This is a genomic window from Sutcliffiella deserti (assembly GCF_020037475.1).
Classification (GTDB): Bacteria; Bacillota; Bacilli; order Bacillales; family Bacillaceae_I; genus Sutcliffiella_A; species Sutcliffiella_A deserti.
The window spans coordinates 41,945-64,762 of record NZ_JAIQDB010000012.1 but is presented as its reverse complement, the minus strand read 5'-3'; the positions used below and the strand labels follow the sequence as shown (position 1 = coordinate 64,762).

The 22,818-nt window shown below is 39.3% G+C and carries 25 protein-coding genes and 2 other annotated features; of the genes, 24 read left to right on the top strand and 1 reads right to left on the bottom strand.

Going from position 1 to position 22,818, the window contains the following annotated elements; all coding sequences use genetic code 11:
- Positions 1–720: 720 nt before the first annotated feature.
- A complete protein-coding gene (locus K9B36_RS15485) occupies positions 721–858 on the bottom strand; it encodes a hypothetical protein (protein WP_223703273.1) in 138 nt (45 codons plus the stop codon).
- A gap of 653 nt (positions 859–1,511) precedes the next feature.
- Here K9B36_RS15485 and K9B36_RS15480 point away from each other — a divergent pair.
- From K9B36_RS15480 to K9B36_RS15365, 24 genes are all read left to right on the top strand, one after another.
- Positions 1,512–1,973 (top strand): CtsR family transcriptional regulator, encoded by a 462-nt coding sequence (locus K9B36_RS15480; protein WP_223703271.1) that lies wholly within the window; start codon positions 1,512–1,514, stop codon positions 1,971–1,973.
- Positions 1,974–1,985: 12 nt separating this feature from the next.
- Positions 1,986–2,534 carry a UvrB/UvrC motif-containing protein gene (locus K9B36_RS15475; protein ID WP_223703275.1) on the top strand — a complete coding sequence of 183 codons (549 nt, stop codon included), beginning with the start codon at positions 1,986–1,988 and terminating at the stop codon, positions 2,532–2,534.
- Complete coding sequence (locus K9B36_RS15470; RefSeq protein ID WP_223703269.1) at positions 2,535–3,599, top strand: protein arginine kinase; 1,065 nt, start codon at positions 2,535–2,537, stop codon at positions 3,597–3,599.
- Positions 3,600–3,619: 20 nt separating this feature from the next.
- Positions 3,620–6,058, top strand: coding sequence for an ATP-dependent protease ATP-binding subunit ClpC (clpC, locus tag K9B36_RS15465; protein ID WP_223703267.1), 2,439 nt, complete (start codon positions 3,620–3,622; stop codon positions 6,056–6,058).
- A gap of 468 nt (positions 6,059–6,526) precedes the next feature.
- The gene (gene radA / locus K9B36_RS15460; RefSeq protein ID WP_223703265.1) at positions 6,527–7,903 is read left to right on the top strand and encodes a DNA repair protein RadA; all 1,377 of its coding nucleotides are present in this window, start codon (positions 6,527–6,529) and stop codon (positions 7,901–7,903) included.
- Between the two features lie 2 nt (positions 7,904–7,905).
- A complete protein-coding gene (disA, locus tag K9B36_RS15455; RefSeq protein ID WP_223703263.1) occupies positions 7,906–8,979 on the top strand; it encodes a DNA integrity scanning diadenylate cyclase DisA in 1,074 nt (357 codons plus the stop codon).
- A gap of 119 nt (positions 8,980–9,098) precedes the next feature.
- Positions 9,099–10,190: a PIN/TRAM domain-containing protein gene (locus tag K9B36_RS15450; protein WP_223703261.1), complete on the top strand. Its 1,092-nt coding sequence runs from the start codon at positions 9,099–9,101 to the stop codon at positions 10,188–10,190.
- 116 nt (positions 10,191–10,306) lie between these two features.
- A complete protein-coding gene (gene ispD / locus K9B36_RS15445; RefSeq protein ID WP_223703260.1) occupies positions 10,307–10,981 on the top strand; it encodes a 2-C-methyl-D-erythritol 4-phosphate cytidylyltransferase in 675 nt (224 codons plus the stop codon).
- Positions 10,982–11,001: 20 nt separating this feature from the next.
- Positions 11,002–11,481 (top strand): 2-C-methyl-D-erythritol 2,4-cyclodiphosphate synthase, encoded by a 480-nt coding sequence (gene ispF / locus K9B36_RS15440; RefSeq protein WP_223703259.1) that lies wholly within the window; start codon positions 11,002–11,004, stop codon positions 11,479–11,481.
- A gap of 183 nt (positions 11,482–11,664) precedes the next feature.
- Entirely contained in the window at positions 11,665–13,116 is a 1,452-nt protein-coding gene (gene gltX, locus K9B36_RS15435; protein WP_223703258.1) for a glutamate--tRNA ligase, read from the top strand.
- A gap of 75 nt (positions 13,117–13,191) precedes the next feature.
- Positions 13,192–13,426, top strand: a binding site (T-box leader).
- Between the two features lie 170 nt (positions 13,427–13,596).
- Positions 13,597–14,259, top strand: coding sequence for a serine O-acetyltransferase (gene cysE / locus K9B36_RS15430; protein WP_223703257.1), 663 nt, complete (start codon positions 13,597–13,599; stop codon positions 14,257–14,259).
- Complete coding sequence (gene cysS / locus K9B36_RS15425; RefSeq protein WP_223703256.1) at positions 14,240–15,643, top strand: cysteine--tRNA ligase; 1,404 nt, start codon at positions 14,240–14,242, stop codon at positions 15,641–15,643. Before cysE ends, cysS begins: the two co-directional genes overlap by 20 nt.
- 10 nt (positions 15,644–15,653) lie before the next feature.
- Complete coding sequence (locus K9B36_RS15420) at positions 15,654–16,064, top strand: Mini-ribonuclease 3 (protein ID WP_223703255.1); 411 nt, start codon at positions 15,654–15,656, stop codon at positions 16,062–16,064.
- Between the two features lie 2 nt (positions 16,065–16,066).
- Complete coding sequence (rlmB, locus tag K9B36_RS15415) at positions 16,067–16,810, top strand: 23S rRNA (guanosine(2251)-2'-O)-methyltransferase RlmB (RefSeq protein ID WP_223703254.1); 744 nt, start codon at positions 16,067–16,069, stop codon at positions 16,808–16,810.
- A gap of 6 nt (positions 16,811–16,816) precedes the next feature.
- Entirely contained in the window at positions 16,817–17,326 is a 510-nt protein-coding gene (locus tag K9B36_RS15410) for an NYN domain-containing protein (RefSeq protein ID WP_223703253.1), read from the top strand.
- A 113-nt stretch (positions 17,327–17,439) separates the two neighbouring features.
- On the top strand, positions 17,440–18,045 hold the full coding sequence (gene sigH, locus K9B36_RS15405; protein ID WP_263399398.1) for an RNA polymerase sporulation sigma factor SigH: 606 nt from the start codon (positions 17,440–17,442) through the stop codon (positions 18,043–18,045).
- A 119-nt stretch (positions 18,046–18,164) separates the two neighbouring features.
- The gene (gene rpmG, locus K9B36_RS15400) at positions 18,165–18,314 is read left to right on the top strand and encodes a 50S ribosomal protein L33 (RefSeq protein ID WP_223703249.1); all 150 of its coding nucleotides are present in this window, start codon (positions 18,165–18,167) and stop codon (positions 18,312–18,314) included.
- 31 nt (positions 18,315–18,345) lie between these two features.
- On the top strand, positions 18,346–18,528 hold the full coding sequence (gene secE / locus K9B36_RS15395; protein WP_223703248.1) for a preprotein translocase subunit SecE: 183 nt from the start codon (positions 18,346–18,348) through the stop codon (positions 18,526–18,528).
- 261 nt (positions 18,529–18,789) lie between these two features.
- On the top strand, positions 18,790–19,323 hold the full coding sequence (gene nusG, locus K9B36_RS15390) for a transcription termination/antitermination protein NusG (protein ID WP_223703247.1): 534 nt from the start codon (positions 18,790–18,792) through the stop codon (positions 19,321–19,323).
- A gap of 171 nt (positions 19,324–19,494) precedes the next feature.
- Entirely contained in the window at positions 19,495–19,920 is a 426-nt protein-coding gene (gene rplK / locus K9B36_RS15385; protein ID WP_156515538.1) for a 50S ribosomal protein L11, read from the top strand.
- Positions 19,921–20,036: 116 nt separating this feature from the next.
- On the top strand, positions 20,037–20,741 hold the full coding sequence (gene rplA / locus K9B36_RS15380) for a 50S ribosomal protein L1 (RefSeq protein WP_223703246.1): 705 nt from the start codon (positions 20,037–20,039) through the stop codon (positions 20,739–20,741).
- Positions 20,742–20,790: 49 nt separating this feature from the next.
- Positions 20,791–20,940 (top strand) — a sequence feature (ribosomal protein L10 leader region).
- 42 nt (positions 20,941–20,982) lie between these two features.
- Entirely contained in the window at positions 20,983–21,483 is a 501-nt protein-coding gene (rplJ, locus tag K9B36_RS15375; protein WP_223703245.1) for a 50S ribosomal protein L10, read from the top strand.
- A gap of 64 nt (positions 21,484–21,547) precedes the next feature.
- On the top strand, positions 21,548–21,907 hold the full coding sequence (gene rplL / locus K9B36_RS15370) for a 50S ribosomal protein L7/L12 (protein WP_223703244.1): 360 nt from the start codon (positions 21,548–21,550) through the stop codon (positions 21,905–21,907).
- Between the two features lie 195 nt (positions 21,908–22,102).
- Positions 22,103–22,705: a class I SAM-dependent methyltransferase gene (locus K9B36_RS15365; protein ID WP_223703243.1), complete on the top strand. Its 603-nt coding sequence runs from the start codon at positions 22,103–22,105 to the stop codon at positions 22,703–22,705.
- Positions 22,706–22,818 lie beyond the last annotated feature (113 nt).

Here is a 22,818-nt window from a genome sequence, read left to right as displayed (position 1 = left end):
TGGTCTTTTTTTGTGTTTCTGGGGCTAAATTAAGGAACTGAGAAGAAGTGGGGCGGAACAAGTCGGATGAATTATAGACTCTTTAATTTCCTATGGTAAAAAATGAGAGTTGTTAGTTGAATAGCGAATGTTGTTAGATGAAATAGGATAATTGCTAGATGAATAGTCCAAGGCTGTTAGATAAAAAGAGAAAAATGTTAGATGGAATAGGAAAAGTTGTTAGATGAATAAAGAAAAGTAGGATAAATAAGTGCTGTAACCCACCTTTTTACCAAGTAGTGTAGAAAAATCAACTCTATTTCACCATATGCTCGTAAAATGATTCGATTTCTTGTTTAANAAAAGTAGGATAAATAAGTGCTGTAACCCACCTTTTTACCAAGTAGTGTAGAAAAATCAACTCTATTTCACCATATGCTCGTAAAATGATTCGATTTCTTGTTTAAAAGGCTGTGTTAAACGCCGCTGTTGATTTCCGCAAAAGGCTACGAATTCCATGGGGCGGGGCTAGAGTCTCCGTCTTTTCATCCAATCATTAGCTGGAGTAGTAATATTATCAACACTCATCTTTAACAGAGCCTTCTTAAAGATTGTTGCAACAAGCCCCGAAAAAATCGGTTTTTGGATTTTTTACTGAACATTTCACCCAACAGGAAGAGAATTTTTAACTTGGACCAAGAAAGGAGCACGACAGTAACGATTGTAACAGGATATCGCCACTTACGGAAAAGCAACAGTCACTGTTATGATGTAATGACTTATGCTTTTCTTCGTTTTGTTTTCTACTATTGCCGAAAGTACAAATACAAGGATGCTTGCCGCAGGAATAAATAGTCCTGCATTAAAAACAAAATACATATCTAACTCATTTACCTTATGAGTGCCATCAAGATCCGTAATGGTGGAACTCCAATCTTTGTAATCTAGAAAAAAAATAAGCTAAAAAACTTCAAATGATTGCCCCAATTAGTATACTTACCACAGTTTTTTTTATGCTATAACCCCCAGTAAGGTTTCATTAAAAAATGTATCTGTAATTCAAATCCCTCATTCTGCAATTCTACTCGCAATAACTAATGCAAAATTACCTGACTAAATAATTTCAACAAGTTAAGTGTTAATCATTCTTTGTATAGAATATGATCTTCCTTTTCAGTTTCCTTTTAATCTGATGGTACGTTATGCCAAGTGGGAGGAGGCGGGGCACACCGGGCACAGAGCCGGGTATACCAGGCCCAACTAAAAAAACCCTTGCCACTCCTTTTTTTGGTAAAGCTGGTCATACGAAGATTATGAACTTTTTATGTTATTAGCTATTTGTCATAATTTAATAAAAAGAAGGGGAGATTTGGACAGGGGAAAATTCTTTTGTATAATTTGACCTTTTGATGTTTATCAAACTGTCAAAAGTGGAATTCTGTTCTTGTGAGTAATATTTATTGAAAAATTATTTAAGGTCTTATATATTTTAATTATAGTCAAAGATAGTCAAGGTCAGATTGGGGGATAGCATGAGAAACATATCTGATGTCATTGAACAATATTTAAAACAGATATTAGAGCGTAGTAGAGAGAATTCAGCAGAGATAAAGCGGAGTGAGATTGCTGATAAGTTTGAATGTGTACCCTCTCAGATAAATTATGTAATTAACACAAGGTTTACGATAGAGCGAGGATATGTGGTAGAAAGTAAACGTGGTGGTGGAGGTTACATACGTATTATTAAAATAAAGCCCCATGATCACATCCAGCTTATCGATCAACTTATTGTGTTGATCGATGGAAGGGTTTCCCAAACAAGTGCAGAGGATGTTGTTTTTCGTTTAGTAGAGGAGAAGGTGATCTCTGCTCGAGAGGCGAAGATAATGGTAAGTGTGATGGATCGTTCGGTTATCTATTTAGGATTACCAGAGAGAGATGAGCTGAGAGCACGAATGCTTGTCGCGATGCTTACGACTCTCAAGTACCGTTAAGGGGGAGATATGATGGTGTGTCAGGAATGTAAAGAGCGTCCCGCAGCATTACATTTTACAAAAATAGTGAATGGAGAAAAGTCAGAGGTCCATATTTGTGAACATTGTGCACAGGAAAAAGGAAATCTGTTTATGTTCTCAGGAGGATCGGGTTTTTCGCTTAATAATCTGATTGCAGGGCTGTTAAATACCGATAATCCGATTTCTGCTGCAAAGGCTGAAGGATTTAAAGAAGAGAAGGTTCTTCAATGTGAGAGATGTAAAATGACATTTCCTCAATTTACCAAGATTGGTCGATTTGGCTGTTCGGAATGTTATCGGGCTTTTGAAGATAGAATACAGCCGATTTTAAAAAGGTTTCATAGCGGAAATACGATTCACTCAGGAAAGATTCCTAAGAGAATCGGTGGAAGTATGCATGTAAGAAAAGAAATAGAGTCGCTAAAACATGAATTACAAGAACTCATCATACAGGAAGAGTTTGAAAGCGCGGCGAATATAAGAGATAAGATTAGAGAGTTAGATAAGAAACTAAGTGACAAAAGAGAGGGGGAGCAATAAATGTCTCTTGAACACTTTTTAAATAATGCAGTTAGTTCATGGATGAAACAAGAGGGTCCAGATTCTGATATTGTCTTGAGCAGCAGAGTGAGACTTGCCAGAAATATGGAACAAATGCAATTTCCTACTACTAATAGCAACGAGGAAGCAAAGGCAATTGTGGAAGTCATGAAAGACCAATGTTCCGAGCGGACATTTCAGGAGTTAGGTATTTTGGAGTTTCTTGTGATGGAAGAGTTAAATTCACTTGAAAAGAGGGTGTTAGTCGAAAAACACTTGATAAGCCCTCAGCTCGCTGAAGATTCCAACTATGGAGCATGTTTACTATCACCTAATGAAGAAGTTAGCATTATGATAAATGAAGAAGACCATATCCGGATTCAATGTTTATATCCAGGACTACAGTTAACGGAAGCATTGAAAATCGCCAATTCATTGGACGATTGGATAGAAGAAAAAATAGACTACGCCTTTGATGAAAAAAGAGGATACTTAACAAGCTGTCCGACAAATGTAGGGTCAGGACTACGTGCATCGGTAATGATGCATCTTCCTGCCCTTGTTCTTACACAGCAAATAAACCGGATTATTCCTGCAATTAATCAATTAGGTTTAGTAGTTAGAGGTATTTATGGGGAAGGTAGCGAAGCTTTAGGAAACATATTTCAAATCTCTAACCAATTAACTTTAGGAAAATCAGAAGAGGACATTGTGAATGATTTACTTAGTGTCGTGCAGCAGCTTATAGCGCAGGAGAGGTCAGCGAGGGAAGCATTAGTTAAAACTTCAAACATACAATTAGAAGACAGAGTGTATCGCTCCTATGGGATATTGGCAAACAGCCGTGTTATTGAAACAAAGGAAGCGGCCAAATGCCTCTCAGATGTAAGACTAGGAATTGATTTGGGATATATCGAGAATATTTCAAAGTCCATACTGAATGAGTTGATGATTTTGACTCAGCCAGGTTTTCTTCAACAATATGCTGGTGGTCCATTAAGGCCAAATGAACGAGATATCCGTAGAGCGAGCTTAATAAGAGAAAGACTTCTTTTAAAAAGATAAAACTTGGGAGGCGAATAGATATGATGTTCGGACGATTTACAGAGAGAGCACAAAAAGTACTAGCATTAGCACAGGAAGAAGCACTGCGATTAAGCCATAACAATATTGGAACAGAGCATATTCTTCTTGGTTTAGTAAGAGAAGGCGAAGGAATCGCTGCAAAAGCACTGATTGCACTTGGCCTGGGACCTGAAAAAATTCAAAAAGAAGTAGAAAATCTAATCGGTCAGGGGCAGGATAAAGGACAATCCATTCCTCACTATACCCCTCGTGCGAAGAAAGTAATTGAGCTTTCCATGGATGAAGCCAGAAAACTTGGTCACTCTTATGTGGGTACAGAACATATCTTACTAGGATTAATTCGAGAGGGAGAGGGAGTAGCAGCAAGAGTACTGAATAACCTTGGAGTAAGCCTGAATAAGGCACGTCAACAGGTCCTACAGCTTCTTGGCAGTAATGATTCCTCAAGCGGACATCAAGGTGGAGCATCGAATAATGTGAATACGCCTACCTTGGACAGTTTAGCGAGGGATCTCACTGCAGTTGCAAGAGAGGACAGTTTGGATCCAGTAATTGGCCGTAGTAAAGAGATTCAACGTGTTATTGAAGTGTTAAGCCGACGAACTAAGAACAATCCAGTATTAATTGGAGAGCCGGGAGTTGGGAAAACGGCAATTGCGGAAGGATTGGCACAACAGATTGTGAATAATGAAATACCGGAAATTTTAAGAGATAAACGCGTTATGACACTCGACATGGGAACGGTTGTTGCTGGAACCAAATATCGTGGTGAGTTTGAGGATCGTTTAAAGAAAGTGATGGACGAAATTCGCCAAGCAGGAAATATTATTTTATTCATTGATGAACTTCATACATTAATAGGTGCAGGTGGAGCGGAAGGTGCCATTGATGCATCCAATATTCTTAAGCCATCCCTTGCTCGTGGAGAGCTACAATGTATCGGAGCAACGACGCTGGATGAGTATCGAAAATATATCGAAAAGGATGCAGCTTTAGAACGACGCTTCCAACCGATTCAAGTGGATGAGCCGACACCTGACGAATCTATTCAAATTCTTACAGGTCTACGTGACCGCTATGAAGCACATCATCGTGTAACCATTACGGATGAAGCGATCACACAGGCAGTAAAGCTTTCAGACCGGTATATATCCGATCGATTCCTACCGGATAAAGCAATTGACTTAATAGATGAAGCAGGTTCAAAGGTTCGCTTACGTTCCTTTACTACTCCTCCTAATTTGAAAGAATTAGAAGTTAAATTGGAAACTGTCCGCAATGAAAAGGATGCCGCCGTTCAAAGCCAAGAATTTGAAAAAGCTGCTTCCTTGCGCGATACAGAGCAACGCTTACGGGAACAATTAGAAGACACAAAGAAAACATGGAAAGAAAAACAAGGCCAGGAAAATTCGGAAGTGACCGTTGAAGATATTGCGATGGTCGTGTCGAGTTGGACTGGAATACCGGTATCAAAGCTTGCGCAAACTGAAACAGATAAGCTACTAAACATGGAGTCGCTTCTTCATTCAAGGGTTATAGGTCAGGATGAAGCAGTAAAGGCAGTATCAAAAGCGGTTCGTCGTGCACGTGCTGGTCTAAAAGATCCAAAGCGTCCAATCGGCTCTTTTATATTCTTAGGACCAACAGGGGTAGGAAAGACGGAGCTTGCAAGAGCGTTAGCAGAGTCCATCTTTGGTGACGAGGATGCAATGATACGTATTGATATGTCCGAGTACATGGAGAAGCATTCTACTTCCCGTTTAGTAGGTTCCCCTCCTGGATATGTTGGATACGATGAGGGTGGACAATTAACCGAAAAGGTTCGCCGAAAACCTTATTCCGTCATCCTATTAGATGAAATTGAAAAAGCGCATCCGGATGTATTTAATATTCTATTGCAGGTTCTAGAGGATGGGCGCTTAACAGATTCGAAGGGGCGTACAGTGGATTTCCGTAACACGCTTGTCATTATGACGTCCAACGTTGGTGCAGATGCCTTAAAACGCAATAAATATGTAGGATTTAATGTACAGGATGAAAATCAAAATTATAAAGACATGAAGGGTAAGGTAATGGAAGAGCTCAAAAAGGCTTTTCGTCCAGAATTCTTGAACCGTGTCGATGAAATGATTGTATTCCATTCATTGGAGAAAACACATCTAAAAGAAATAGTTACACTATTATCTGAACAATTAACAACAAGACTAAAAGAACAGGACATCGATTTAGAATTAACCGATGCAGCAAAAGAAAAAATATCGATAGAAGGATACGATCCGGAATATGGTGCTAGACCATTGCGTCGTGCGATTCAGAAGCATGTTGAAGATAAGTTATCGGAAGAACTTTTAAAAGGAACAATTGAAAAAGGGAAAAAGATTGTCATGGATGTAGTGGAAGAAGAGTTTGTAATTCGTGACACGGAAACAGTAAAATAATGATCAAGATGTGAGAGTGGTTTTATAGACAAGGCACTGTTAAAGTTGCCTGTTGATAACAACGCTATTCTAGCGATGATTGGAGCAAAAGGCGGAGACTCCAACGGGAAGATAGCGGAATACTTGCGACCCCGCAGTCATAGACGAGGAGGCTCCAGCACCGCCCCGTGGAATGCGTAGCCTTTTGCGGAAATCAACAGCGGCGTATAACATAGCTATAGACAAAAACCAAAATCATAAGTGGAGGTAGGCTCTTTAATCAAGAGCTTTGCCTCCTTTCTTATATATTCGCAGTTTTCGAATGGATTATTGCGCTTTTACTAAGTAGAAACTACTAGCAACAATCTTGATTAAGAAAAGAACTTATAATTTTAATTCATGATACTTAAAATTGGATTGTCACATATAAAATAAGGTATCATAAAAAGAGGAAAACAATGGTATTTTAACAGAGAGAGGATTAATTTAATGGCAAAGCGTAAGACAAAGTTTATTTGTCAGGAATGTGGGTATGAATCTCCTAAGTGGATGGGAAAGTGTCCTGGCTGTAATACATGGAATACGATGACAGAAGAGATGGAAGAGTCTAAAACACCAAGAAGAGGTGGCTTTACCACGTCATCATCCACACTTGTACGGAAGGCAGAATCCATCACAAAGGTAGAGAAGTTAAAGCAAGCGCGGATTCAAACCGATATGGCAGAATGCAATCGAGTGCTTGGAGGCGGATTGGTACAAGGGTCACTAGTCTTGATTGGTGGAGACCCTGGTATCGGAAAGTCTACTTTATTACTACAGATTTGCTGTCAACTTGCCTTGAAAAAGCATCGTGTTCTCTATATATCAGGAGAAGAGTCGGTACAGCAAACAAAGCTCCGGGCAGATCGATTGGGAGTGCAGGCGGATGAGTTATTCGTCTTATCAGAAACCGACTTTGAGTTGGTGGCCAAGGCAATTGAAGAAGTACAGCCAACACTATTAGTGATTGACTCAATACAAACGGTCTACCATCCTGCAGTAACATCGGCACCAGGGAGTGTTTCACAAGTAAGGGAATGTACTTCTGAGCTAATGAGAATCGCAAAGACACAAAATATTGCTGTATTTATCGTTGGACATGTGACAAAAGAGGGATCAATAGCCGGTCCGCGGTTATTGGAGCACATGGTAGATACTGTCCTATATTTTGAAGGAGAGCGTCATCATACTTACCGTATTCTAAGGTCTGTTAAAAATAGATTTGGATCTACTAATGAGATCGGAATATTTGAGATGAAAGAGGTAGGATTAGAGGAAGTAAAAAACCCTTCAGAAATATTTTTAGAAGAAAGATCGGCAGGTGCCGCTGGATCGACAGTCGTTGCCTCGATGGAAGGAACCAGACCAGTCTTGGTGGAAATACAAGCACTGATTTCTCCGACGAGCTACGGAAACCCGAGAAGGATGGCTACAGGCATTGACCATAATCGTGTTTCATTGATTATGGCTGTTTTAGAAAAACGGGCAGGTTTGTTACTGCAAAATCAGGATGCCTATCTAAAAGTAGCTGGGGGCGTCAAGTTGGATGAACCTGCAATAGACTTAGCAATTGCAGTTAGTATTGCTTCTAGCTTCCGAAATCAAAAATCTGAACCGACGGATGTAGTGATTGGCGAGGTTGGATTAACAGGAGAGATCAGGAGAGTATCCCGTATAGAACAACGTGTACAGGAAGCGGCGAAGCTTGGATTTAAGCGAGTAATTATTCCTTCTAAAAACTTAGGTGGTTGGACCGTTCCAAAAGAGGTCAATGTCATCGGCGTAGCTACCATTGACCAAGCACTGCAATACACACTAGGGGGATAGGGATGGAAGATCTAAGGCTGAGAGAAAACACAATGGCGGACACTTTACAATTTATTGCTCCGGGAACGCCCATTAGAGAAGGCATTAACAATATTCTACGGTCACAAACCGGCGGGCTTGTTGTTGTTGGATTTAACGATAGAGTAAAAGAAATAGTGGATGGCGGATTTTCCATCAACTGTGCGTTTAGTCCAGCCTATGTATATGAACTTGCCAAAATGGATGGTGCGATAATATTAAACGAAAAAGGTACAAAAATATTGTATGCTAATGCCCAATTAACTCCAAAATCCACTATCCTATCAACCGAAACAGGGATGAGGCATAGAACAGCAGAGCGGGTTGCCAAGCAAACAGGCTGTTTAGTTGTCGCTATTTCTCAAAGAAGAAATGTGATTACCCTGTATAAAGGTGACTTTCGTTATGCATTACGGGATATTGGAGTTATTCTTACGAAGGCGAATCAAGCGATTCAAACATTAGAAAAATACAAGTCTGTATTAGACCAGGGTATTACAAATCTAGGTGCATTAGAATTTGAAGAGCAAGTATCCTTATCTGAGCTATTGCAAGTAATTCACCGTATTGAGATGGTACTAAGAATAAAAAATGAAATTATAAGCTATATTAATGAATTAGGTACAGAAGGCAGACTTATTCGTTTACAAATGACAGAGCTTTTGGCGCATATTGAAGAAGAGGCCCTTTTGCTTATTAAGGATTATTGTGTTGATAAGGAACGGGATGCTTTCTTGATTTTAAAAAGACTGCAGGAGTTAGCTAACACCGATCTATTAGATGACACGGTCATTTTGAAAATGCTTGGGTATTCCGGTTTTACCAATCCAGATGAATTTGTATTGTCAAGAGGGTATCGGATATTACATAAGATTCCTAGACTCCCCCCTCTTGTCATTGAGAATTTGGTATGTAGATTCAAAAATATGAAACATATCCTGCTTGCAACCGTAGAAGAGTTAGATGAAGTAGATGGCATTGGGGAAGTACGTGCGCGTAAAATAAAAGAAGGTCTAAAAAGAATTCAAGACCAACTGCTAATTGACCGCCAGATTTAATGTGAACGTGGCAAAATTATAGAGATAATTTGTCAGCTTTCTAACAAATGTAAATTAAAAGAGTTTTGACGTTTTTAATTAGCTTAAACTGTTTATAATGAATAAAGGGAGGTGAGGCAATGTTAAGGCGCATGGTTCAATTATTTTTTGTTATATTGGGTGGTACATTGGGGATATTCTTTATCCCGGAACTATTCTCTCTATTAAATATAGGAGATATCCCATTTCTAACGAAGCCTTATACTGTTGCGATACTAGGAGCAATCATATTTTTTATCCTTACGTTTTGGTTAGTGGATTATGTGGTCGGGTTTATTAAATGGACAGAAGAGTCGCTCGTAAAAGCGCCGGTAACAGATGTGCTATTTGGCAGCCTGGGTCTTATTTTCGGCTTAATTGTAGCATATTTAGCGGTCATTCCTTTAGAGAAGATTCCATTTGTAAGCACGATATTCCCTATTTTCATTACGATATTATTAGGGTATCTTGGTTTTCAGGTAGGCTTCAAAAAACGTGATGAGCTTGTTAACTTATTTTCTGTCTCAGGAAAATTTGGGAAGAAAAAAGCAGTAGATGAAGAGGATCTAGATCTCTCCTCTAAGAAGTTAAAGATATTGGATACAAGTGTTATTATTGATGGTAGAGTAGCAGATATTTGTCAAACTGGATTTCTTGAAGGGACCATCGTTATTCCGCGATTTGTACTAGAAGAGCTGCAACATATAGCGGACTCGTCTGATGTTTTGAAACGGAACAGAGGGCGTCGTGGGTTAGATATTCTGAACCGTATCCAAAAAGAACTGGCAATCAAAGTGGAAATTTATGAAGGTAATTTTGAAGACATTCAGGAGGTGGACAGCAAACTGGTAAAGTTGGCTAAGTTAACCTCGGGTGTTGTCGTTACTAATGACTTTAATTTAAATAAAGTATGTGAGTTGCAAAGTGTGGAAGTACTAAATATTAATGACCTGGCAAATGCCGTAAAGCCTGTCGTTCTTCCGGGAGAAGAACTGACAGTTCAAGTAATCAAAGATGGAAAAGAGCATAATCAAGGTGTGGCTTATTTAGATGATGGTACAATGATCGTTGTGGAAGAAGGACGCGATTATATCGGAAAGCATATAGAGGTACTAGTAACAAGTGTTCTCCAAACCTCTGCCGGACGAATGATTTTTGCCAAGCCCAAACAACTAGAAAGAGCCGCCCTTTAAGAGAAACAACGTAATCGGCTTGCTCAACTCCGACTATAAAAAAACTACCCTCTCAAGCGATGTGCTAAGAGGGTAAAAGTTATTTTAGCATAGATTTCCATATGGGAGAGTTATACATGAAGTATCAAGTAATTGTCTTAGCAGCTGGACAGGGGAAACGAATGAAGGCCGGAAAGAATAAGCAATTTATCGAGCTAGCAGGAAAGCCGGTTATTGTTCATACTTTAACGGTTTTCGAAAACGATCCTTTATGTGAACAAATTAAATTAGTGATCAATGAAAAAGAAAGAATGGTATTTGAATCTCTACTAGCGAAATATCCTATCTCTAAAATTGAAGAAATGATACTAGGCGGAAAAGAACGGCAAGATAGCGTGTATAATGGGTTAAGAGCGGTGAAAGATTCCGAGATTGTCCTTGTACATGACGGGGCACGACCATTCATAGCGCAAAGTGTGATTCATCGTTTAGTTGACAGAGCCAAGCGGGAAGGAGCTGCGATTGTAGGAGTTCCTGTCAAAGATACAATTAAACGAGTATCCAATAATATGGTGGAGGAAACGGTCGAACGAGCTAGTCTTTGGGTTATTCAAACACCACAAGCTTTCCAGTATGATATTTTAATGCAGGCCCACCACCAGGCCAAAAAGGAAGAGTACATGGGAACAGACGAAGCAAGTTTGGTAGAGCGCCTCAATGTTCCGGTATATATTGTAGAAGGTGATTATGAGAATATCAAATTAACAACACCTGAGGATTTGCTTATTGCAAATGCTATATTAGAAAAATAAGCCCACAAAGGAGAACCTCTATGTTTCGAATAGGACAAGGATTTGATGTACATCAATTTGCAGAAGGTAGACCATTAATTCTCGGTGGCGTTACCATCCCTTATGAAAAGGGCTTATTAGGCCATTCGGATGCAGACGTTTTATTGCATACCATATCTGATGCCTGTTTAGGTGCAATTGGTGAAGGAGACATTGGGAAACACTTCCCCGATACCGACCCAGCCTTTAAAAATGCAGATTCTGCCGTTTTAATGAAGAGGGTGTGGGAAATTGTAAAGCAAAAAGGCTATAAGCTAGGAAATGTGGATTGTACGATTATTGCTCAAAGGCCCAAAATGGCACCACATATAGGAGCGATGCAACAAAGAATTGCAGAACTGCTAGAAGCAAATGTGGATCAAGTAAATGTCAAAGCAACCACAACAGAAAAGCTAGGCTTTACTGGAAGAGAAGAGGGGATAGCTTCACAAGCAGCTGTTCTATTAATTAAAATTAGCTAGGTAGCGTACACCTAAAACGGAAATAAGCAGAGAGTTATACCACTACCCAACCTATTCTCAAAGTAGGCATTATTTAAGATATAAGTACTTTTAGTCTATTTTGTGATAAAATAATGCTTGGATTTTGAAAATGCGCCGTCATCATTTCGAAGGCATGACGGAAAATTTGGAGGTAACCATACAATGACAGTTCGCGTACGTTATGCCCCTAGTCCAACAGGACACTTACATATAGGAAATGCCCGGACAGCATTATTTAACTATCTTTTTGCCCGGAGCAATAATGGCAAATTTATTATTCGCATTGAAGATACAGACAAAAAACGTAATATCGAAGGTGGCGAAGAAAGCCAGCTTAAATATTTAAAATGGCTAGGTATAGAATGGGATGAAAGCGTCGATGTGGGCGGAGAATATGGCCCGTACCGTCAATCAGATCGTAATGAAATCTACAGTAAGTACTATAACGAGCTTCTTGAAAAGGGTCTTGCTTATAAATGCTACTGTACGGAAGAGGAATTAGAAGCGGAAAGAGAAGGGCAGATTGCGCGTGGTGAAATGCCCCGTTATTCTGGTCAACATCGAAACCTTACCGCTGAAGAACAGGCTTCATTCGAAAATGATGGAAGAAAGCCTAGCATTCGCTTTCGTGTGCCTGAAGGAAAAGAAATTAAGTTCCATGATATGGTGAAAGGCGATGTATCATTTGAGTCGGACGGAATTGGTGATTTTGTTATTGTAAAAAAAGATGGCATTCCGACCTACAACTTTGCTGTTGCAGTAGACGACCATTTGATGAAGATATCTCACGTGCTTCGTGGTGACGATCATATCACTAACACACCTAAACAAATTTTAATTTTTAATGCGTTAGGTTGGGAAATCCCTACATTTGGTCATATGACATTGATTGTAAATGAGAGCAAGAAAAAGCTAAGTAAGCGCGATGAATCGATCATACAATTTATTGAACAATATAAAGAATTAGGGTATCTGCCCCAAACTTTATTCAATTTTATCACCTTGCTGGGCTGGTCACCTGTTGGGGAAGAAGAAATATTTTCTAAAGATGAATTTATTGAAATATTTGATGCAGACCGCCTTTCCAAATCACCAGCAGTTTTTGATACACAAAAATTAACCTGGATGAATAATCAGTATATAAAGAAGCAGGACGTAGAAACAGTGGTAGAGCTAGCCATGCCACATCTAATTAAAGCAGGCAGATTTACGGAAACGATGACGGAAGAAGAAAAGCAATGGGCGGCAGAACTTATTGCGCTTTACCAAGAGAAATTGAGCTTTGGTGCGGAGATTGTCGAGCTAACGGAGCTATTCTTCAAAACTCATATTGAGTATACAGAGGAAGCACAAGAGGTGTTAAACGAAGAGCAGGTTCCAGAAGTAATGGTTGCTTTTAAAGAAGAACTACTGGCATTAGAGGATTTTTCAGCAGATAGTATTAAAAGCTCTATCAAAGCTGTTCAAAAAGCAACGGGCCATAAAGGGAAGAAACTCTTTATGCCAGTCCGCGTTGCGACAACAGGCCAAACTCATGGTCCAGACTTGCCGCAAGCAATTCATTTGTTAGGTAAGGAAACCGTAATTGCAAGATTAGAGAAGCTAATTAATTAACATTTTCATCAAAACATAATATGATAGTAAGAAATGCGGTACATGGATGTCCCGTTTAAAACTTTTATAGGTTAATACTGAATGTAGAAGAGGAGAGTAGAAGAAGTTTATCCTTTTTAGAGAGAATCGTCGGCTGGCTGAAAACGATTCATGTGATAAATTCTTTGAAGTGCACCTCAGAGTCTATTGCTAAACGGCGTGTAAATGCTTAGTAAGTAATAGCGGTAACCTCCCGTTATGAGGAAGAGTGGGATATCACTTTTTAAGTGTATTCTAAACAGAGTGGAACCGCGCCATAAGCGTCTCTGTGTCATTTGACACAGAGACTTTTTTAATTTCGGTTATGTTAAAGGTACTTCACCAGCTGAAGGTAGGAGAGAAGAGGGAGACTCGAATAGGCCCCGCATTCGTTGCGCGGAAAGCGACAACGGTGGTTAACACAGCCTTTCGTTAAGCTCAAAAAAGAAAGGAGGAAAGTGGATGTTTCGCACATTAAAGGAAGATATAGATATCATTTTTGAGCAAGATCCTGCGGCCCGGAGTTATATTGAAGTCATTTTAACCTATTCCGGCTTACATGCCATCTGGTCGCATCGGTTAGCACACGCGTTTTTTAACATGAAATTATTTTTTATTGCTAGGATAATATCTCAAGTTAGTCGATTTTTCACTGGCATTGAAATACACCCGGGAGCTAAAATTGGTCGTCGTTTTTTTATCGATCATGGAATGGGTGTCGTTATCGGTGAAACATGTGAAATAGGGAATAATGTTACTGTCTTTCAAGGAGTCACTTTAGGTGGTACTGGAAAAGAAAAAGGAAAACGACATCCTACCATTTTAGATAATGCATTAATTGCAACAGGAGCTAAGGTCCTAGGCTCAATTACAGTTGGAGAGAACTCAAAGATTGGTGCTGGTTCAGTTGTGTTAAAAGATGTACCTGAAAACTCGACTGTTGTTGGGATTCCAGGGAAGATTGTTGTTCAAAATGGAGTAAAGGTGAAGGATTTTAATCACCAGAATATGCCTGATCCTACAGGAGACCGCTTTATAGAATTAGAAAAACAGGTAGCAGTATTGCAACAGGAGCTATTACTTTTAAAAGGGAGGAAGAACTCAGATGACCATTCATCTTTATAATTCGTTAACGCGCAAGAAGGAAAAGTTTGTCCCGCTTGAAGAGGGCAAGGTAAAAATGTATGTGTGTGGACCGACAGTTTACAATTATATTCATATAGGAAACGCAAGACCCCCTATCGTATTTGATACGGTGAGAAGATATTTAGAATATCGTGGCTATGAAGTGAACTATGTTTCTAACTTCACAGATGTAGATGATAAGCTTATTAAAGCGGCCAAAGAGTTAGGGGAAGATGTTCCAACTATCGCGGAACGTTTTATTGCAGCGTACCATGAGGATGTGACTGCCCTAGGATGCAAGAAGGCAACGGTTCATCCGAGAGTAACAGAGAGTATGGATATTATATTAGAATTTATTGAAGCACTGATAGAAAAAGGGTATGCATATGAGTCTGGTGGCGATGTGTATTATCGAACGCGTGAATTCAAAGAGTACGGTAAGCTTTCGCATCAGCCCATTGAGGACTTAAAGTTAGGCACAAGAATTGAGGTAGGAGAGAAAAAGCAGGACGCTTTAGATTTTGTCTTGTGGAAAGCAGCCAAAGAAGGTGAGATCTCATGGGATAGCCCTTGGGGAAAAGGACGTCCAGGGTGGCATATTGAGTGCTCCGCCATGGCACGCAAGTATTTAGGAGATACCATTGATATTCATGCTGGTGGTCAGGATCTATCGTTTCCACATCATGAAAACGAGATTGCTCAGTCTGAGGCGCTTACAGGTAAAACGTTTGCGAAATATTGGCTGCATAACGGGTATATTAATATTGATAATGAAAAAATGTCTAAGTCCTTAGGGAACTTCATTTTGGTTCATGACATCATAAAGAAGCATGATCCACAGTTGCTACGATTCTTTATGCTATCTGTTCATTATCGTCATCCTATCAATTATAATGATGAGCTTTTGGAAAATACCAATAATGGTTTAGAGAGAATCCGCACGTCCTATGCTAATTTGAAACACCGATTGGCGAGCAGTGCTAACCTGACTTCTGAAACAGAAGATGCTAAATGGCTGCAAGAGGTAGAAGGGTTTCAAACTGAATTTATTAACGTGATGGACGATGATTTTAATACAGCAAATGGGATATCTGTTTTGTTTGATATGGCAAAACAAGCAAATCTTTATGTGAGCGAAAAGAACACTTCGGAAAAAGTGCTTCAAGCGTTTCTCACTCAGTTTGAAGAGCTTTTTGGTGTGCTAGGTGTGGCGTTGACAGAAGAAGATCTGCTGGAAGAAGAAATTGAAGAGCTTATTCAAAAGCGTATTGATGCCAGAAAGAATCGCGACTTTGCCTTAGCAGATCAAATCCGTGATGACCTTAAAGAAAAAAATATTATCTTAGAGGATACAGCTCAAGGTACTAGATGGAAAAGAGGCTAACTGAAGCGAGATGAGCACGAAGAATATCGATGCAAAGCAATTAAATAGCTTGGCTCTTGCTTATATGGGGGATGCAGTATATGAAACCTATATTCGCCATCATCTATTAAAGCTTGGAAAAATAAGACCAAATCAATTACATCGTTCCGCAACTCATTACGTTTCTGCTAAATCCCAAGCAAAATTGTTACATCAGTTAGCGGAACAAGGCTATTTTTCAGAAGAGGAAGAAGCGGTAATCAGACGGGGCCGTAACGCAAAGTCCGGAACAGTCCCAAAAAACACGGATGTTCAAACGTACCGTTATTCAACAGCTTTTGAAGCATTGCTAGGGTTTTTATATCTTTGTGATGCAACGGATAGAATGGAACAGATTATTAGAGATTGCATTAAAATTGTGGATGAAGAGAGAGGTGAGTAGTCGTGTCTAAGGAATTTATCATTGGAAGAAACACGGTACTAGAAGCATTAAAATCAAAGCGGGAAATTAATAAGCTTTGGATTGCTGAAGGGTCACAGAAAGGCTCGATGCAACAGCTGATAAATCTTGCAAAAGAAGCAAATGTTTTGGTTCAGTTTGTGCCTAAGAAAAAAATCGATCAGATGGCAGAAGGAAATCATCAAGGAGTAGTTGCTTCTGTAGCAGCATATGACTATGCAGAGCTAGAAGATCTTTTTCTTCTTGCAGAAAAGAGAAACGAAACTCCGTTTATCCTAATACTTGATGAAATAGAGGACCCTCATAACCTTGGATCTATCATGCGAACCGCAGACGCAGTAGGGGCGCATGGAATTATTATACCAAAGCGGAGAGCAGTAGGGCTGACTGCTACTGTAGCTAAGGCCTCTACCGGCGCAATCGAGCATATACCGGTAGTAAGAGTAACAAACCTTTCCCGTACAGTGGACGAGCTCAAAGAGAAGGGTCTTTGGATATTTGGAACAGATGCAAAAGGAACGGTTGACTACCGCAATATGGATGGTACCTTACCAACGGGTCTAATTATAGGTAGTGAAGGCAAGGGGATGGCAAGACTTTTAAAAGATAAATGTGATTTTCTGGTCTCCTTGCCGATGGTTGGGAAAGTTACTTCTTTGAATGCTTCCGTGGCTGCCAGCCTGTTAATGTATGAGGTTCTCCGTAAAAGACAGCCGGCTGGAGAATAAGAAGAAATGGATATCTTGCTTGTTGATGGGTATAACATTATAGGAGCGTGGCCGGAGTTAAGGAAGCTGAAGGATCAGGACCTGGCTTTGGCACGCGATATCCTTGTTTCCAAAATGGCAGAATACCAAGCGTATACAGGCTTTCAGGTTCTAGTAATCTTTGATGCCCACCTTTCCCAAGGCATAGAAACAAAATATAAAAACCATCGTGTGGAAGTAATTTATACAAGAGAAAATGAAACCGCAGATGAGCGAATTGAAAAACTAGCAATCAGTTTAAATAATATCAAAACACAAATTCATGTCGCCACATCAGATTATACGGAACAATGGGCTATTTTCGGGCAAGGGGCACTTCGCAAGTCAGCAAGAGAATTGCTTGAAGAAACAACTGCAATCGAACTCAGAATAAAAAAAAGAGTGACAAATTTCACCAATAAAAAGCCGTCAAAACGCATTGAACTAGATACGGAAGTTACTGCAATATTCGAAAAATGGCGTCGAGGAGAAAGATGAGTGGTTGACGTTCAATTTAAGCCTACTGTATAATATTTCTATCTACTGTTTCGGTCGGAGGGATAGGTGTGATAGTGAGCGACCCAAGAAAAACTAGCAGGGTTTTAGAGTTAATGGAAGATGATCAAGTAGTTGAGCAAGTACATTTAGGTGATAGTGAAGCGCTAGACTATCTAATCAACAAGTATAAAAACTTCGTAAGAGCGAAGGCTAGATCCTATTTTCTCATTGGTGCAGATCGCGAGGATATTGTGCAAGAAGGAATGATTGGGCTATATAAGGCCATCCGTGACTTTAAAGAGGACAAGCTTACCTCCTTTAAGGCGTTTGCGGAGTTATGTATTACACGCCAAATCATTACAGCGATTAAAACAGCAACGAGACAGAAACATATTCCACTTAATTCCTACGTTTCACTGGACAAGCCTATTTATGATGAAGAATCAGATCGTACGTTAATGGACGTCATATCTGGAGCAAAAGTAATGGATCCAGAAGCGCTGATTATTAATCAAGAGGAATTTGATGATATTGAATTAAAGATGGCAGAATTGCTGAGCGATCTTGAACGAAAGGTTCTCGCTCTTTATCTGGATGGACGTTCCTATCAGGAAATTTCAGAAGATTTAAACCGGCATGTAAAATCCATCGATAACGCCTTGCAACGAGTGAAAAGAAAGTTAGAGAGATATCTAGAGTTACGCGAGATAACTTTATAACCCTATCTTTTGCCTGTTCATAATCAAGTGTCCCGAGCTTATGACTTGACATTGACATTTTTGTTACATCTATGTTACATTTTTAGGGACATCTATGATTATTTAGTGGTGGTGTACTTATGCAGAGTAAATTAGTGCTTGCTTGCGGGCAATGTGGATCTCGTAACTATTCCACTGTGAAAAGTAAAAACCAAGGCAGCGAGCGGTTGGAAATTAAGAAGTTTTGTAAGGTTTGTAATGCTCATACCGTTCATCGGGAGACAAAATAGATTAGTATTTCAAGGGTTGGAGGTTACTTGTATGCAACGTTTAATAAACTTCTTTCGTGGTGTAAACCGCGAAATGAAAAAGGTCACCTGGCCAAAACGTAAAGAATTGACTCGCTATACAATTACAGTGGTATCGACAGTTATTTTTGTTGCAGTGTTCTTCTATGTTATAGATCTTGGTATTTCCGAGCTTATTCGTTTTGTAATACGATAAATTTCGCACTTATTCTTTTTATACTTGAATAAGCCACGATATATCATGGTATAATGTGAATAATACAGTTTACCAAAAACCCGTTCAACGGGTTTTTTCATTTGGAGAAAATCAGAAGAGTTTTCTTTAGTGTAAGCTCTGTTAGTGATAACAGTAGGAAATCCAAAGGCCGATTTTTTGCGGGATACAATGCAATCTTTAAGAAAAAAGCCTTAAAAAATAATTCAATTTAGGGGAGGGACGGACAGGGAGTCCATATAAATGGAGAAAAGCTGGTACGTCGTTCATACTTATTCCGGATACGAGAATAAAGTTAAAGCGAACTTAGAAAAAAGAGTAGAATCGATGGGAATGCAGGACAAGATTTTCCGTGTTGTAGTTCCAGAAGAAGAAGAAACTGATTTTAAAAATGGCAAGAAGAAAGTAACAAAGAAAAAAGTATTCCCAGGTTACGTGCTTGTAGAAATCGTTATGACAGATGACTCTTGGTACGTTGTTCGTAACACACCTGGAGTAACCGGTTTTGTCGGGTCCAGTGGTTCCGGCTCCAAGCCAACTCCTCTATTAGATGACGAGATTCAATTTATCTTAAAGAGAATGGGTATGGAAGAGAAGCAAGTAGAGTTTGAGTTCGAATTAAAAGAAACGGTAAAAGTGAAAGAAGGTCCTTTCGCAAACTTTACCGGACATATTGATGAGCTTGATAAAGACAAGCAAAAAGTAAAAGTTTTAGTTAATATGTTCGGCAGGGAAACCCCGGTGGAACTCGATTTTACACAGATAGAAAAATTATAATGTAAAAAAACTTGAAATAGTTTTGGAAAAGTGATATTATTTCAAAGGTCAGTATGTCTTTGAAAAGAGACTAATAATAAAAAAATGTTCTTTATTTCACATATAAAGAATGAGTTGAGTGGGAGGGAGAAATCCCAGATACCACATCACGGACTTAAGGAGGTGTGTCTCGTGGCTAAAAAAGTTATCAAATTGGTAAAGCTACAAATTCCAGCAGCGAAAGCTAACCCAGCACCACCAGTTGGACCAGCATTAGGTCAAGCAGGTGTTAACATCATGGGTTTCTGTAAAGAGTTTAATGCTCGTACAGCAGATCAAGCTGGATTAATAATCCCTGTTGAAATTACGGTTTTTGAAGACCGTTCATTTACATTTATTACTAAAACTCCACCTGCTGCAGTTTTACTTAAAAAAGCAGCTGGTATTGAGTCTGGTTCTGGTGAACCAAATCGTAATAAAGTTGCAACAGTTAAGCGTGATAAAGTACGCGAAATTGCGGAGACGAAAATGCCAGACCTTAACGCTGCTAGTGTAGAAGCTGCAATGCGCATGGTTGAAGGTACTGCTCGTAGCATGGGTATCACTATCGAAGACTAATCCCATCGCTTTTGATTTAACTGCTGTTCAGGGTTGCGGATTCGGTTTCTTGCCAATTCGCAACCTTTATTCGTGGGAGGTTATTCCGCTAAAACCACATAAGGAGGACGTTTAAAATGGCTAAAAGAGGTAAAAAGTACATCGAAGCTTCTAAGATTGTAGACCGTACAACGGCTTACTCTGTAACAGAAGCAATCGAATTGGTAAAGAAAACAAACACAGCGAAGTTCGACGCTACTGTAGAAGTTGCATTCCGTCTTGGAGTTGACCCTCGTAAAAACGACCAGCAAATCCGTGGAGCAGTAGTGCTTCCGCATGGTACTGGTAAAACTCAAAAAGTTTTAGTTTTTGCTAAAGGCGACAAAGCGAAAGAAGCGGAAGCTGCTGGAGCTGACTATGTTGGAGATGCAGATATGATTCAAAAAATCAGCCAAGGTTGGTTCGATTTCGACGTAATCGTAGCTACACCAGACATGATGGGTGAAGTTGGTAAACTTGGTCGTGTATTAGGACCTAAAGGTTTAATGCCAAACCCTAAAACTGGAACTGTAACGTTTGATGTAACGAAAGCTGTTAACGAAATTAAAGCAGGTAAAGTTGAATACCGTCTTGATAAATCCGGTAACATTCACGTTCCAATCGGTAAGGTTTCTTTTGATGACGCAAAGCTTGCAGAAAACTTCGGTACAATCTACGAAACGTTATTAAAAGCTAAACCAGCTGCTGCTAAAGGAACATTCATGAAGAACCTAGCGGTTACTTCTACAATGGGACCTGGAGTAAAAGTGGATGCTTCTACTTTCGCTGCTGTAAAAAACTAACATATTGACATAAGATAACTAAACGGTTACAATAATCGTTGTGTTTATAAAATAAATATTGTTTGTACCGTAGACAGTAGGTGCTCAAGACTTGAGCTTAATTTCCTACCGAGGTGTAAATTTTACGATAAAAGGCTTCCGGGCTTTTAAACGAAAAATTTCTGCCTCCATCTAACATGGAGGCATTCTTTATGTACACCGGTCGGTATAAGTAGTAACTAACTTTATAGGAGGTGTAACGATGAGCAAAGCAGTTGAATTAAAGAAAGAAGTTGTTGGAGAAATCGCTGAGAAATTCCGCGGATCGGTTTCTACTATCGTAGTAGACTACCGTGGACTTAATGTAGCGGAGGTAACAGAACTTCGTAAGCAACTACGTGAAGCTGGTGTTGAGTTTAAAGTTTACAAAAACTCTCTAACTCGCCGTGCTGCAGAAGCAGCAGAGCTAAACGGATTAAACGATGCACTAACAGGACCTAACGCTATCGCATTCTCTACTGAAGATGTTGTAGCTCCTGCTAAAATTTTAAATGACTTCGCTAAAAAGCATGAAGCATTAGAAATCAAAGCTGGTGTCATCGAAGGAAATGTAGCTTCAGTTGAACAAGTGAAAGCTCTTGCTGAACTTCCATCACGCGAAGGTTTACTTTCCATGTTGCTTAGTGTACTTCAAGCTCCAATCCGCAACTTCGCTCTTGTTACAAAAGCAGTTGCAGAACAAAAAGAAGAGCAAGGCGCTTAATTTCAATTTAGCAAGTTAAGTATGAACAAAATAAACTTACACATTATTAAGGAGGAAAATAACAATGACACACGAACAAATCATTGATGCAGTAAAAAACATGACTGTTTTAGAATTAAACGACCTAGTAAAAGCAATTGAAGAAGAATTTGGTGTAACTGCTGCTGCTCCTGTAGCTGCAGGTGCTGTAGCTGCTGAAGCTGAAGCTGAGCAAACTGAATTTGACGTAGTACTTGATTCCGCTGGCGGACAAAAAATCAAGGTAATCAAAGTGGTTCGCGAAATCACTGGTCTTGGATTGAAAGAAGCTAAAGAAGTAGTAGATAACGCTCCTAAAGCTGTTAAAGAAGGCGTTGCTAAAGAAGAAGCAGAAGAGATCAAAGGCAAACTTGAAGAAGTTGGCGCATCTGTAACTGTTAAGTAATACATGCAATATGGAAAGCTCGCTATTGAATAGCGAGCTTTTTTCAACTATTTAATCGTCTATTGATTGTTTACTGTTTTTTCTAAGCTTGCTAACGGAGCTATTAGAATAGGAAGTTTTAGTTAAGTAAGCTTTATGCGAAGGGGCTGCTATCATTCCCTTACGCTATACACTTTTCTAATAAGGAGAATTAGTATGGCAGATCATTATTATACAAACAAACCTTCTGTAGAAAGTAATCGTCAACATTGGGTCTTTGAGTTAAAAGGTAACGCCATTTCTTTTACTACAGACGCAGGGGTTTTTTCGAAAAAGGAAGTAGACTTTGGATCTAGACTTCTAATAGAAGAGTTTAAAGTGCCTCATGTAGCCGGCAATATATTAGATGTCGGATGTGGGTATGGTCCAATCGGCCTTTCTCTTGCTAAGGCTTTTCCAGATCGTCACATAGATTTAATTGATGTTAATGAAAGAGCCATTGAGCTTGCTAGAGAAAATGCTAGAAAAAATGAAATTTTTAATACTACTATCTTTCCTAGCAATATTTACGAAAAAGTAGAACAGGTTGATTATGTTGCAATCCTCTCCAACCCTCCAATTCGCGCAGGTAAAAAAGTTGTGCATGAAATTTTGGAGAAGTCGTGGAACCATTTAGCGCCAGGTGGAGAATTATGGATCGTCATTCAAAAAAAGCAAGGTGCGCCTTCGGCAATAGAGAAGTTAGAAACATTATACGAGGAAGTAGAAGTAGTTTTGAAGAAAAAAGGCTACTATATTATTAGATCAAAAAAGGGTTGACGATGTATTTGAGTTGTGGTAGCATTGTTTAATGCCAATATGTATTTTTTTAAGCTATAATAATTTTATGCATTTATTATGTATAAAATTAGCTTGCTTGGAAAAGATAGTAA

Bases quoted from the DNA above. Each gene is read 5' to 3' on its own strand.
- cysE (WP_223703257.1), top strand. From the start codon at position 13,597: ATGTTTCGCACATTAAAGGAAGATATAGATATCATTTTTGAGCAAGAT.
- rplA (WP_223703246.1), top strand. From the start codon at position 20,037: ATGGCTAAAAGAGGTAAAAAGTACATCGAAGCTTCTAAGATTGTAGAC.
- K9B36_RS15480 (WP_223703271.1), top strand. From the start codon at position 1,512: ATGAGAAACATATCTGATGTCATTGAACAATATTTAAAACAGATATTA.
- rpmG (WP_223703249.1), top strand. From the start codon at position 18,165: ATGCAGAGTAAATTAGTGCTTGCTTGCGGGCAATGTGGATCTCGTAAC.
- K9B36_RS15485 (WP_223703273.1), bottom strand. From the start codon at position 858: ATGTATTTTGTTTTTAATGCAGGACTATTTATTCCTGCGGCAAGCATC.
- rplJ (WP_223703245.1), top strand. From the start codon at position 20,983: ATGAGCAAAGCAGTTGAATTAAAGAAAGAAGTTGTTGGAGAAATCGCT.
- sigH (WP_263399398.1), top strand. From the start codon at position 17,440: ATGGAAGATGATCAAGTAGTTGAGCAAGTACATTTAGGTGATAGTGAA.
- K9B36_RS15365 (WP_223703243.1), top strand. From the start codon at position 22,103: ATGGCAGATCATTATTATACAAACAAACCTTCTGTAGAAAGTAATCGT.
- rplL (WP_223703244.1), top strand. From the start codon at position 21,548: ATGACACACGAACAAATCATTGATGCAGTAAAAAACATGACTGTTTTA.
- radA (WP_223703265.1), top strand. From the start codon at position 6,527: ATGGCAAAGCGTAAGACAAAGTTTATTTGTCAGGAATGTGGGTATGAA.
- K9B36_RS15410 (WP_223703253.1), top strand. From the start codon at position 16,817: ATGGATATCTTGCTTGTTGATGGGTATAACATTATAGGAGCGTGGCCG.
- K9B36_RS15475 (WP_223703275.1), top strand. From the start codon at position 1,986: ATGGTGTGTCAGGAATGTAAAGAGCGTCCCGCAGCATTACATTTTACA.
- K9B36_RS15420 (WP_223703255.1), top strand. From the start codon at position 15,654: ATGAGCACGAAGAATATCGATGCAAAGCAATTAAATAGCTTGGCTCTT.
- clpC (WP_223703267.1), top strand. From the start codon at position 3,620: ATGATGTTCGGACGATTTACAGAGAGAGCACAAAAAGTACTAGCATTA.
- ispD (WP_223703260.1), top strand. From the start codon at position 10,307: ATGAAGTATCAAGTAATTGTCTTAGCAGCTGGACAGGGGAAACGAATG.
- K9B36_RS15470 (WP_223703269.1), top strand. From the start codon at position 2,535: ATGTCTCTTGAACACTTTTTAAATAATGCAGTTAGTTCATGGATGAAA.
- cysS (WP_223703256.1), top strand. From the start codon at position 14,240: ATGACCATTCATCTTTATAATTCGTTAACGCGCAAGAAGGAAAAGTTT.
- nusG (WP_223703247.1), top strand. From the start codon at position 18,790: ATGGAGAAAAGCTGGTACGTCGTTCATACTTATTCCGGATACGAGAAT.
- gltX (WP_223703258.1), top strand. From the start codon at position 11,665: ATGACAGTTCGCGTACGTTATGCCCCTAGTCCAACAGGACACTTACAT.
- ispF (WP_223703259.1), top strand. From the start codon at position 11,002: ATGTTTCGAATAGGACAAGGATTTGATGTACATCAATTTGCAGAAGGT.
- disA (WP_223703263.1), top strand. From the start codon at position 7,906: ATGGAAGATCTAAGGCTGAGAGAAAACACAATGGCGGACACTTTACAA.
- secE (WP_223703248.1), top strand. From the start codon at position 18,346: ATGCAACGTTTAATAAACTTCTTTCGTGGTGTAAACCGCGAAATGAAA.
- K9B36_RS15450 (WP_223703261.1), top strand. From the start codon at position 9,099: ATGTTAAGGCGCATGGTTCAATTATTTTTTGTTATATTGGGTGGTACA.